This is a genomic window from Pseudomonas sp. COW5 (genome assembly GCF_026240005.1).
Taxonomy (GTDB): Bacteria; Pseudomonadota; Gammaproteobacteria; order Pseudomonadales; family Pseudomonadaceae; genus Aquipseudomonas; species Aquipseudomonas kribbensis.
Genome location: NZ_JAPHVP010000001.1, coordinates 2,163,132 through 2,175,452, shown reverse-complemented (window position 1 = coordinate 2,175,452; position 12,321 = coordinate 2,163,132). Strand labels below are relative to the sequence as shown.

Here is a 12,321-nt window from a genome sequence, read left to right as displayed (position 1 = left end):
GGCGGCCTGGCCAGCGGAGTTAATGCCCGCGGTCGGGAAGCCGATGGTCGGATCGACACGCCCAGCGGTCGCATCGAGCATCACGAAGCTGTGGCCGCCACCGGCGGCACCGCCAGTGCCCGCTGCGGTCGGGCCGGCTGCTGCGGCCTCAAGGGCGGTAGTCGGGTCGACACCGGCGGCAATGGCTTGCTGCAGTTCTTCAACGGACGGTGCGGCTTGTGCAGTGGCCTCGGCCAGGTCGGTGGTGGAGTCCGGCGTGTCGGCGCTCCATTGAGTGTCACGACCCAGATCGAGGGTGCGGCCATCAGCCAGTTCCAGGGACACCGCGCCGGAAACGCCGGTATCGACCTGATCGCCGGCGAACAGACGGTCGCCTTCAACGAGTACGCGACGGACGCCCTCTGGGGACACCACGAAAACCTGACCGACAATGCTTTTGACGATGGCCACAACACTGCTCATTGAAGACTCTCCGGGTGTCACGTTCAGTTGACTTCCATAGACCTGATGGCTTTTCTGCGCCGATTCAGTCTGGACGTACTTTTTAAAAAATGTGAATCAAGTTTGACGCTGATCTTCGTCAATATTTTGGCTAGAATCTTTCGCTATTAACTTTATGCCAAACTATTGACCTTATGGATGCCATCCTAAACAATCGCCCCACTAATGTCACATTGATATTTACGCGGCGACTTGCCCTTGAGCATGTGATCCAGTTCCGGTTTTAAACTTTCCGACATACGGTCATTCCGGTTGCCATCATCCGACGCAGCACCCTTATTTGCTGTGATTCACGACAAGAAGTTTTGGGAATTCCTTACCATGCGTTCGCCCCTGTTCAAGGCTCTACCTTTCGCTCTCGCCGCGTCTTTTGCTCAAGCACAATCCTTACCGGAAGCCATGCAACAGGCACTGGATGTCCATCCGGAAATCCAGGCAGGGGTCAACAGTCGATTGGCTGCGGATTATCAGTTAAAGGCTGCCAAAGGTGGATACCTGCCCAAGGTCGATCTGCTCGGCGGCTATGGCCGTGAAGGCACCGACAGCGTCACCACCCGTGCCAACGGCGGCGGCAATCACTGGGAAACCCTGAACCGTGGCGAGTCGAGTGTGCGACTGTCGCAAATGGTTTTTGACGGTTTTGCGACGTCCAGCGAAGTCGGGCGTCAACAAGCCACCGTCAACTCCCGCGCCTATGCCTTGCTCGGCACCTCCGAGCGCACCGCGCTGACCGTGGCCCAGGTTTATCTGGATGTGCTGACCCGTCGCGAATTCGTGCGCCTGGCCGAGGAAAACCTCAAAAGCCACCAGCGCATCTACGATCAGATCCAGTTGCGCACCCAGCGTGGCGTCGGCAGCGGTGCCGACCTCGACCAGGCTGAAGCGCGGATGGCCCAGGCCCGCAACAACCTGATCACCGAGCAGACCAACCTCGCCGACTCGGAAACCAACTTCCTCAGCGCCGTCGGCCAGATGCCCGATCAACTGGAGCGTCCGGCGCCGTTCATGGCGATGATGCCGGCCAACCTCAATGAGGCCCGCGCGCAGATGCTGGAGAACAGCCCGATCCTGCGTTCGGCCGAGTCCGACATCGCCGCTGCCGAAAAGCAGTATGAAACCGCCAAGTCGACCTTCTACCCGCGTTTCGACGCCGAGCTGGGCCGCACCGCCGACAACGACCTCGACGGCCAGAACGGTCACAGCAATGAATGGCAGGCGATGCTGCGCATGCGCTTCAACCTGTATTCCGGCGGCAGTAACAAGGCTGACCTGGAGTCCAAGTCCTACCTTTCGAACCAGGCGCTGGACATCCGCAACAACGCCCTGCGCCAGTTGAACGAAGAGCTGGGCCTGGCCTGGAACGCCTTGAACAACGCCAACGCCCAGGTGCCGATCGCTCAGCAGTACGTTGACCACAGCACCGCAGTGCGCACCGCGTACCAGCGCCAGTTCAGCCTCGGCGAACGAACCCTGCTGGATTTGCTCGACAGTGAAAACGAACTGTTCACCGCTTCGCGCCGTCTGGCCGAGATCAAGAACATTCAGTTATTTACTCAATACCGAATCAAGGCGACCATGGGCGAGTTGCTCAAGAGCCAGGGAGTGGTCGCACCGATGGCATCCGTTGTGCAGAACGACGTGAAGCCCAAGGTTCAACTGCCCGGGATGAATTGAGTTGTCCCTTTTCAACTGTTAAAGAGTGTCGAGCGTGGAATCAGAAGTCAGTCGAGTTCATCTCAGTCATGATCCACGCGCGTTGCACGACGATCCGTTACTGGATGGTCTGCTCGCCCTTTGCATGCTGCACCAGAAACCCGCCAGCGCAGCGATGCTGACCACCGGTCTGCCGCTGCCCAAGCAACGCCTGAGTGTCGAGCTGCTGCCCCGTGCCGCCGCGCGCGCCGGGCTGCAGGGGCGGGTGCTGCAGCGCAAGCTGGAAGAAATTCCGGCCATCGCCATGCCGGCGCTGTTGCTGCTCAGGGACGGCCGCAGTGCCGTCCTGCTCGGCTGGCAGGGTGAGAACGAAGCCCGGGTGCTGCTTAGCGAAAGCGATGGCGGCGAATCTCTCGTCAACCGTGAGCTGCTGGCCGACGACTACCTCGGCAAAGTGTTCTTCGCCCAGCCCCAGCACAAATTCGACGTCAACCACGGCACGCTGATCCCGCGCGCGCGCTCGTGGTTCCGCGACACCCTCAAGCGTTCGCGCTGGCTGTATGCCGACGCCATCGCCGCCAGTTTCCTGATCAACATCATCGCCATGGCAGCCCCGCTGTTCGTGATGAACGTCTACGATCGCGTGGTGCCGAACCAGGCCGAGGCGACCCTGTGGGTGCTGGCACTGGGCATCACCGGCGCCTACCTGTTCGACCTGATCCTCAAGAGCCTGCGCAGCCTGTGCCTGGATCTGGCCGGCAAGAAAACCGACCTGATCATCTCCGCCACGCTGTTCGAGCGGATCGTCGGCATGGCCATGAAGTACCGCCCGGCGCGGGTCGGCAGCTTTGCCCAGAACATCCACGAGTTCCAGAGCCTGCGCGACTTCCTCGCCTCGCTGACCCTGACCAGCCTGATCGACCTGCCGTTCACCATTCTGATCTTCATCGTCATCGCCATTCTTGGTGGGCATCTGGTGTGGATTCCGGTGCTGGCCTTCCCGATTGCGCTGCTGATCGGCTATGCGTTGCAGAAGCCGCTGGTGGCCACCATGGAGCGCACCATGGCGCTGGGCGCCGAGCGGCAGTCGAGCCTGATCGAAACCCTCGCCGGCCTCGACGCGGTGAAGGTCAACAACGCCGAAAGTGAACGCCAGTACCAGTGGGAGCAGACCATCGGCACCCTCAGCCGCCTCGAACTGCGGGTGAAAATGCTTTCCGGCCTGGCGATGAACATCACCCTGCTGATCCAGCAACTGGCCGGGGTGATCATGATCGTCTTCGGCGTGTACCAGATCATCGCCGGCAACCTGAGCATGGGCGGTCTGATCGCCTGCTACATGCTCAGCGGCCGCGCACTGAGCCCGCTGGCGTCGCTGTCCGGTCTGCTGACCCGTTACCAGCAGGCGCGGGTGACCATGACTTCGGTCGACCAGATGATGGAGCTGCCACAGGAGCGCAATTTCGAAGAACGCCCGCTGAGCCGCAAGGTGCTGCAAGGTGCGATCGAATGCCGTCAGCTCAACTTCACCTACCCGGATCAGCAGAACCCGGCGCTGAAGAACATAAACCTGGTGATCCGTCCCGGCGAGAAGATCGGCATCATCGGCCGCAGCGGCTCGGGCAAGAGTTCGCTGGCCAAATTGCTGGTGGGCCTGTATCAGCCGGACGACGGCGCGTTGCTGGTGGACGGCGTCGACATCCGTCAGATCGACGTCAGCGAGCTGCGCTACAACATCGGCTACGTGCCGCAGGACATCCAGCTGCTGGCCGGCACCCTGCGCGACAACCTGATTTCCGGTGCCCGGTACGTCGAGGACGAGCTGGTGCTGCAAGCCGCCGAACTGGCTGGCGTGCATGAATTCGCCCGCCTGCACCCGCAGGGTTATGAACTGCAAGTCGGCGAGCGCGGGCAGAACCTGTCCGGCGGCCAGCGCCAGAACGTCGCCCTGGCCCGGGCGCTGCTGCTCAATCCGCCGATCCTGCTGCTCGACGAACCGACCAGCGCCATGGACAACACCGGCGAAGAACGCCTCAAGCAACGCCTGGCTGCTGTCGTTGAAAACAAGACCGTGGTGCTGGTGACGCACCGGGCATCACTGCTGTCGCTGGTGGATCGCCTGCTGGTGGTCGACCGTGGACAGATTCTCGCCGATGGCCCGAAAGCCGCCGTGATGGAAGCGTTGAAGAAGGGGCAGATCAGTGTTGCTTAAGTCGGGTTTCAAGGATTCGATCCGTCGCTACTTCAAGGGCTCTGCATCGTTGCAGGGCCAGCCGCTGCCGGAGGTCAACAAGGCCTTGATCGAGGACGCGCCGCGTGTGGTGCGGCTGACGATCTGGGCGATCATCGGTTTCTTCGTGTTCCTGATGCTGTGGGCCAATTTCGCCGTGATCGACGAAGTGACCAAGGGCGACGGCAAGGCGATTCCGTCGTCGAAGATCCAGAAAATCCAGAACCTCGAGGGCGGTATCGTCTCCGAGCTGTTCGTCAAGGAAGGCCAGATCGTCGAGGCCGGCGCACCGCTGGTTCGCCTGGACGACACGCGCTTCGCCTCCAACGTCGGCGAGACCGAAGCCGATCGACTGTCGATGCTATTGCGGGTCGAGCGCCTGAGCGCCGAGGTCGATGACCGGCCGCTGAATTTCCCCGAGGACGTGCTCAAGGCCGTGCCGGGTCAGGCCAAGAGCGAAGAGTCGCTGTACGTCAGCCGTCGCCAGCAACTGCACGATGAAGTCGGTGGCTTGCAGGAGCAGTTGATCCAGCGCCAGCAAGAACTGCGCGAGTTCACCTCGAAGCAGGCGCAGTACCGCCAGCAACTCGGCCTGCAACGCCAGGAAATCAACATGTCCGAGCCGCTGGTGGCCCAGGGCGCGGTGTCGCCGGTGGAAGTGCTGCGACTCAAGCGTGCGGAGGTGGAAACCCGTGGCCAGCTCGACGCCACCACCCTGGCGATCCCGCGTGCCGAATCGGCGATCAAGGAAGTACAGCGCAAGATCGACGAGACTCGTGGCAAGTTCCGCAGCGACGCCCTGACCCAGCTCAACGAGGCGCGCACCGACCTGAACAAGGCCCAGGCCACTGGCAAGGCGCTGGAAGACCGGGTCAGCCGTACGCTCGTTACCTCGCCGGTACGGGGCATCGTCAACAAGATGCTGGTCAACACCATTGGCGGCGTGATCCAGCCGGGCAGCGACCTGCTGGAGATCGTGCCGCTGGACGACACCTTGCTGGTCGAAGCGAAGATCCGCCCGCAGGACATCGCGTTCCTGCACCCGGGCCAGGACGCCACGGTGAAATTCACCGCCTATGACTACACCATTTACGGTGGTCTCAAGGCCAAACTCGAACAGATCGGTGCCGACACCATCACCGACGAAGACAAGAAAACCACCTACTACATCATCAAGCTGCGCACCGAGCGCAGCCATCTCGGCACTGACGAGAAGCCGTTGCTGATCATCCCTGGGATGGTGGCGTCGGTGGACATCATCACCGGCAAGAAGACCGTGCTGAGCTACCTGCTCAAGCCGATCATCCGGGCGCGGGCCGAGGCGCTGCACGAACGGTAAGTCTTCACGGACGCCTTCGCGGAACTCGCGATGGCGTCCGTCGCAACACCATATCCCGTCCAGAAGTGACACAAATGGTCACTCACCATCCAGTCCATTCCGAAGCAATCGCCATATCGTTATTCGCTAACGGTATTTAAATATCGCTTCTTATAGCTATAAAGTCAGCCTCCTGCGTACCTGCCGACCAATCGGCGCGCCGCACGACACGAACCCACACGCAATCCAGCGTGAGTTTCTGATCGACGCGCGCGCCCTTGAGCGCGCCGTGCGTGGGAGATTGATTGATGTCCGCAGCTACTGCTACCCCAAGCGCCGCGACTGCCGCGCCGCAAACCTTCGAAATCCGCCCGTTCAGCGGTGCCGTCGGTGCCGAAATCATCGGCCTCGACCTGACCCGTCCGGTCAACGACGAGGACTTCGCCCGCATCCACCGCGCGCACCTCGATCACCACGTCGTGGTGTTCCGCGACCAGCGCATCACCCCGCAACAACAGATCGACTTCAGCCGCCGCTTCGGCGTGTTGCAGATCCATGTGCTCAAGCAGTTCCTGCTGGCCAACCACCCGGAAATCCTCATCGTTTCCAACATCGTCGAGAACGGCCAGAACATCGGCCTCGGTGATGCCGGCAAGTTCTGGCACTCGGACCTTTCCTATAAAGAGCTGCCGAGCCTCGGCTCGATGCTGCACGCCCAGGAGCTGCCGTCCGAGGGTGGCGACACCCTGTTCGCCGACATGCACAAAGCCTGGGACAGCCTACCCGACGCGCTGCGCAAAGCGGTCGAAGGTCGCTCGGCTGCGCATTCCTACACCGCGCGCTACAGCGAAACCAAATTCGAAGGCAACTGGCGCCCGACCCTGACCCCGGAGCAATTGGCTCAAGTCGCCGAGGTCGTGCACCCGGTGGTCCGTACCCACCCGGAAAACGGCCGCAAGGCGTTGTTCGTCAGCGAAGGCTTCACCACCCGCATCGTCGGTCTGCCGGAGGACGAGAGCAAGCAACTGCTCGACGAGCTTTACGCCCACAGCGTGCTGCCGCAGAACATCTATCGCCATCAATGGCAGCCCCACGACCTGGTGTTCTGGGACAACCGCTCGCTGATCCACCTTGCCGCCGGTTGCCCTGCGCACCTGCGCCGCAAGCTGTATCGCACCACCATCCAGGGCGACGCGCCTTTCTGATTTGCCGGAGATCCGATCATGTCCAAACGTCTTCCATTCGCACCGCTGGCGGCGGCCATCGGCCTCGGTTTCAGCCTGATTGCCGGCAGCCTGGTGGCGCCGACCGTGGCCCACGCCGAAGGTGAAATCCGCATCGCCGAACAGTTCGGCATTGTCTATCTGTTGCTCAACGTGGTGCGCGATCAGGGACTGATCGAGAAGTACGGCAAACAGGAAGGCCTCGACATCAAGGTCGACTGGACCCAGTTGTCCGGCGGCGCGGCGGTCAACGATGCGCTGCTTTCCGGTTCCATCGATATTGCCGGCGCCGGTGTCGGGCCGTTGCTGACTATCTGGGATCGCACCCACGGCAAGCAGAACGTCAAAGCCGTAGCGTCGCTGGGCAACTTCCCGTACTACCTTGTCAGCAACAATCCCAAGGTCAAAACCATCGCCGACTTCACCGAGAAGGACCGCATCGCGGTGCCGGCGGTTGGCGTTTCGGTGCAGTCGCGCTTCCTGCAATACGCAGCGGCCAAGCAGTGGGGCGACAAGGAATTCAATCGCCTCGACAAGTACACCATCGCCGTACCGCACCCGGACGCCACCGCTGCGTTGATCGCCGGCGGCACCGAGCTGACCGGGCATTTCTCCAACCCGCCGTTCCAGGATCAGGCGCTGGAAAATCCGAACGTGCACGTCGTACTCAATTCCTATGACGTGCTCGGCCCGAACTCGCCGACCGTGCTGTTCGCCACCGAGAAATTCCGCAACGAGAACCCCAAGACCTACAAGGCATTCGTCGAAGCCCTGACCGAAGCCGCGCAGTTTGCACAGAACGACAAAGGCGCAGCGGCGGACACCTATATCCGCGTGACCAAGGCCAAGATCGACCGCGCCGAGCTGCTGAAAATCATCGACAACCCGCAGTTCGAATTCAGCGTCACGCCGAAAAACACCTACCCGCTCGCCGAGTTCCTCTACCGCGTCGGGGCGATCAAGAACAAACCTGAATCGTGGAAGGACTACTTCTTCCAGGACGCCAAACCGCTGCAAGGGAGCTGATCGACATGAACGCCCCTTTGCAAGGCCACGCGGCCAGCAACCCGATCGTCACGGCGCAGGCGCTGCTGGCGGTCGATCAGGTCAGCCTCGAATACCGCACGCCGCAACGTGTCGTGCGCGCCACCCATCAGGTCAGTTTCGAAGTCGATCAACAGGATCGTTTCGTGCTGCTCGGCCCGTCCGGTTGCGGCAAGTCGACCTTGCTCAAAGCCGTCGCCGGGTTCATTGCGCCGTGCGAGGGCGAGATCCGTCTGCAAGGCCAGCGCGTCGATGCACCGGGGCCGGACCGGATCGTGGTGTTTCAGGAGTTCGATCAACTGCCACCGTGGAAAACCGTCAAACAGAACGTGATGTTTCCGCTGCTGGCCTCGCGCACCTTGAAGAAAAAGGAAGCCGAAGAGCGTGCGCTGCACTATCTGGAAAAGGTCGGTCTGGCGGCATTCGCCGATGTCTATCCGCACACTTTGTCCGGCGGCATGAAGGCGCGGGTGGCGATCGCCCGGGCGCTGGCGATGCAGCCGAAAATCCTCTTGATGGACGAGCCGTTCGCCGCGCTGGACGCCCTGACCCGGCGCAAGATGCAGGAGGAATTGCTGCTGCTCTGGGAGGAGGTGCGCTTCACCCTGCTATTCGTCACCCACTCGATTGAAGAAGCGCTGGTGGTGGGCAATCGCATCCTGCTGCTGTCGCCGCATCCGGGCCGGGTGAGGGCGGAAGTGCACAGTCATCAATACGATCTGCACAGCCTTGGCGGCGTGGCGTTCCAGGAATCGGCGCGACGCATTCACCGTTTGCTGTTCGATGAAGGGCAGTCGCCGGAAACCGAGCGCGAACTGGATTTCACTGATATCCGCATCGCTTATTGAGCCACCCGGAGGATCGCCCGATGAGCCATTCATCATCCGTACGTCAAGAATTCGAGAACGATCTGCAACCGCTGACCAGCGTCCCGGTGGAGCGCGAATTGCCGCTGGGCCAGCGCCTGTGGCAACAAGGCTGGCTGCGTAAAAGCGTGATCCTGATTTTGCTCGCCGTGCTCTGGGAAGTGGTCGCCCGGGTGCAGAACAACGATCTTCTGTTGCCGAGCTTTTTGCAGACCAGTCATGCGCTGTACGACGGCCTGCTCAGCGGCGAACTGCTGGGCAAGGTGTGGATTTCGCTGGTGGTGCTGCTCAAGGGTTACCTGATCGGCATCGTCCTGGCCTTCGCCCTGACCACGCTGGCGGTCTCGACCCAATTCGGCCGGGACTTGCTGAGTACGCTGACCTCGATGTTCAACCCGCTGCCGGCGATTGCGTTGTTGCCGCTGGCGTTGCTGTGGTTCGGCCTGGGTCAGAACAGCCTGATTTTCGTGCTGGTGCATTCGGTGCTGTGGGCGCTGGCGCTGAACACCTATGCCGGGTTTCTAGGCGTCTCGGAAACCCTGCGCATGGCCGGGCGGAACTACGGTCTGAAGGGTATGCGCTTCGTGCTGTTCATCCTGATCCCGGCGGCGCTGCCGTCGATCCTCGCCGGGCTGAAAATCGGCTGGGCTTTCGCCTGGCGCACCCTGATCGCCGCCGAACTGGTATTCGGCGCCACCAGCGGCAAGGGTGGTCTGGGCTGGTACATCTTCCAGAACCGCAACGAGCTGTACACCGACAAGGTGTTTGCCGGTCTGGCCGTGGTGATCCTCATCGGTCTGCTGGTGGAGAATCTGGTGTTCGACACGCTTGAGCGGGTGACGGTGAAACGCTGGGGCATGCAGCGCTGATTATTTGATCTGCTAGCATTGCGTGCGAATCAATCCTGATCAGTCATGAGTGCTCAGCATGCAACTCCCGGACATGAACCTGTTGGTCGCCCTCGACGCTTTGCTCGACGAGGGAAGCGTGGTCGGCGCCGCGCGGCGGATGAACCTCAGCCCGGCGGCCATGAGCCGCACGCTGACGCGGATCCGCGAAGCCATTGGCGATCCGATTCTGGTGCGTGCCGGGCGGGGATTGGTGCCGACGCCCAAGGCGCTGGAATTGCGCGAGCAGGTGCGCGATGTGGTCGAGCAGGCGGCGTTGCTGTTTCGCTCGGCGGATGCCGTGGAACTGGGCACGTTGCGCCGGCGTTTCAGCATTCGCGCCAACGACTTTTTCGTCGGCGTGTACGGCGGCAAGCTGTTCGACACCCTTGATCAACTGGCACCGCACTGTGAGTTGCGCTTCGTCCCCGAGGGTGATGGCGACGATGAAGCCTTGCGCGAAGGGCGGATCGACCTGAGTGTCAGCAACACCCGCCCGGTGACGCCGGAAGTCAAAATACAGAACCTGTTTTCCACCCACTTCGTCGGTCTGGTGCGCGAGGATCATCCGCTGCTGGATGGCGAGATCACCGCAGAGCGCTACGCCGGTTTTTCCCACATCAGCATGTCCCGCCGGGGCATCGCCCGTGGGCCTATCGACACCGCTTTGAATGCTCTGGGCCTGGAGCGGCGAGTCGCGGTGATCGCACCCAGTTTCCACGCGGCAATGTTCGCCCTGCCGGACTCCGACCTGATCCTGCCGGTGCCCAAGGAAGCGCTGCTCAGTGTGCGACGGCTGGGTTTGAAACTGCGCTCGTTCGATCTGCCGATCCCGCTGCCGACGCTGATGCTGACCCAGGCCTGGCACCCGCGTTTCGACAAGGATCCGGCCCACCGCTGGCTGCGGGAAACCCTCAAGACCTGCTGCGATGAAACCTGGCTGGCGGCGCAGCCCTGACGATTGCGTCTGATGCACTTATAAACTGCCAAGAAGTCAATTTTCGTCAGCACTAAGCCCTACTACCATGCTCCGGTATTTTTCCCTCCGGAGTTTGCCTGCATGACATCCCTGACGGTCACGGCGCCGATTGCCGCTGCCGCTCCGATGGCCGCCGCGCCCCCGGTGTTCGGGGCGCGGATCATCATCGGTCTGGTCGGCGTGCTGCTGGCGGTGCTGGTATCGGGCCTCAACGAGATGGTGACCAAGGTTGCCCTGGCCGACATTCGCGGCGCCCTGAGCATCGGCTACGACGAAGGCACCTGGCTGGTCGCGAGTTACACCGCGACCTCGGTGGCGGCCATGGCGTTTGCGCCGTGGTGCTCGGTGACCTTTTCCCTGCGCCGCTTCACCTTGTGTGCCATCGGCCTGTTCACCCTGCTCGGGGTGCTCTGCCCGTTCGCCCCGAATTACGAAAGCCTGCTGCTGATGCGCATCCTGCAAGGCCTGGCCGGCGGTGCGCTGCCGCCGATGCTGATGACCGTTGCGCTGCGGTTTTTGCCGGCCAATTTCAAACTGTACGGCCTCGCCGGTTACGCCCTGACCGCCACGTTCGGCCCTGGCCTCGGTACACCGCTGGCCGGGTTGTGGACCGAATACGTCGGCTGGCAATGGACGTTCTGGCAAATCATCGTGCCGTGCCTGATCGCCATGGCAATGGTGGCGTACGGCATCCCTCAGGACCCGCTGCGGCTGGAGCGTCTCAAGACCTTCAACTGGAAAGGCCTGCTGCTGGGCTTTCCGGCGATCTGCATGCTGGTGATCGGTCTGTTGCAGGGCAATCGTCTGGATTGGTTCGAGTCGAATCTGATTTGCGCGCTGCTGGGGGCCGGTTCGCTGCTGCTGGTGGCGTTTCTGATCCATGAATGGTCGCAGCCCATTCCGTTTTTCAAGTTGCAGATGCTCGGCATCCGCAACCTGTCGTTCGCCCTGATGACCCTGGCCGGTGTGCTGGTGGTGTTGCTGGCGGTGGTGCTGATTCCATCGAGTTATCTGGCTCAGGTGCAGGGTTACCGGCCGGTGCAGACCGCGCCGATCATGCTGCTGGCGGCGTTGCCGCAACTGATCGCGCTGCCGCTGGTGGCGGCGCTATGCAATCTGCGCTGGGTCGATTGCCGCTGGGTGCTCGGGATCGGGTTGAGCATGCTGGTGCTGTCCTGCCTGGGCGGATCGCAGCTGACCTCGGTGTGGATTCGCGACAATTTCTACGTCCTGCAATGGCTGCAGATTTTCGGTCAGCCGATGGCGGTGCTGCCGTTGCTGATGCTGTCGACCGGCAGCATCCAGCCGCAGGACGGGCCGTTCGCCTCGGCGTGGTTCAACACCGTGAAAGGCCTGGCGGCGGTGGTCGCCACCGGGGCCATCGAGGCGCTGACCACGGCGCGCCTGCATTTTCACTCGACGATGCTGGTCGATCGCCTCGGCAACTCGCCGCTGGCCGCGAGCAACGACCCGGGCCTCGCCCATCGCCTGCACGAACAGGCCGTGGTGCTGACTTCTTCGGATCTTTATCTGTGCATGGCTGGCGTCGCAGTGACGCTGATCCTGCTGATTTTCTGGCTGCCGACGCGGATCTTTCCGCCGCGCGCGCCGACTTGACTG

9 protein-coding genes and 1 pseudogene are annotated in these 12,321 nt (G+C 62.0%); 9 read left to right on the top strand and 1 reads right to left on the bottom strand.

From position 1 onward, the window contains the following. Positions 1-36 precede the first annotated feature (36 nt). A pseudogene (locus OQ248_RS29015) lies at positions 37-462 on the bottom strand (retention module-containing protein); the annotation flags it as partial. Positions 463-822: 360 nt separating this feature from the next. On the opposite strand from OQ248_RS29015, the gene OQ248_RS09830 reads away from it, so the two are divergent. From OQ248_RS09830 to OQ248_RS09790, 9 genes are all read left to right on the top strand, one after another. Further along, positions 823-2,175, top strand: a complete 1,353-nt coding sequence (locus OQ248_RS09830; protein WP_119428529.1) for a TolC family outer membrane protein — start codon at positions 823-825, stop codon at positions 2,173-2,175. Between the two features lie 34 nt (positions 2,176-2,209). Beyond that, positions 2,210-4,366 carry a type I secretion system permease/ATPase gene (locus OQ248_RS09825; protein WP_265812732.1) on the top strand — a complete coding sequence of 719 codons (2,157 nt, stop codon included), beginning with the start codon at positions 2,210-2,212 and terminating at the stop codon, positions 4,364-4,366. After that, a complete protein-coding gene (locus OQ248_RS09820) occupies positions 4,356-5,723 on the top strand; it encodes an HlyD family type I secretion periplasmic adaptor subunit (RefSeq protein WP_085712607.1) in 1,368 nt (455 codons plus the stop codon). Before OQ248_RS09825 ends, OQ248_RS09820 begins: the two co-directional genes overlap by 11 nt. Before the next feature lie 287 nt (positions 5,724-6,010). Beyond that, positions 6,011-6,907 (top strand): TauD/TfdA family dioxygenase, encoded by an 897-nt coding sequence (locus OQ248_RS09815; protein ID WP_064382651.1) that lies wholly within the window; start codon positions 6,011-6,013, stop codon positions 6,905-6,907. Positions 6,908-6,925: 18 nt separating this feature from the next. Continuing rightward, positions 6,926-7,951: an ABC transporter substrate-binding protein gene (locus OQ248_RS09810; RefSeq protein ID WP_265812731.1), complete on the top strand. Its 1,026-nt coding sequence runs from the start codon at positions 6,926-6,928 to the stop codon at positions 7,949-7,951. Positions 7,952-7,956: 5 nt separating this feature from the next. After that, entirely contained in the window at positions 7,957-8,817 is an 861-nt protein-coding gene (locus OQ248_RS09805; protein WP_265812730.1) for an ABC transporter ATP-binding protein, read from the top strand. Between the two features lie 20 nt (positions 8,818-8,837). Next, positions 8,838-9,704, top strand: a complete 867-nt coding sequence (locus tag OQ248_RS09800) for an ABC transporter permease (protein WP_085608535.1) — start codon at positions 8,838-8,840, stop codon at positions 9,702-9,704. A gap of 58 nt (positions 9,705-9,762) precedes the next feature. Further along, positions 9,763-10,680 carry a LysR family transcriptional regulator gene (locus OQ248_RS09795; RefSeq protein ID WP_085712612.1) on the top strand — a complete coding sequence of 306 codons (918 nt, stop codon included), beginning with the start codon at positions 9,763-9,765 and terminating at the stop codon, positions 10,678-10,680. 102 nt (positions 10,681-10,782) lie between these two features. Next, the gene (locus tag OQ248_RS09790; RefSeq protein ID WP_265812729.1) at positions 10,783-12,318 is read left to right on the top strand and encodes an MFS transporter; all 1,536 of its coding nucleotides are present in this window, start codon (positions 10,783-10,785) and stop codon (positions 12,316-12,318) included. The last annotated feature ends 3 nt before the right edge of the window (positions 12,319-12,321 follow it).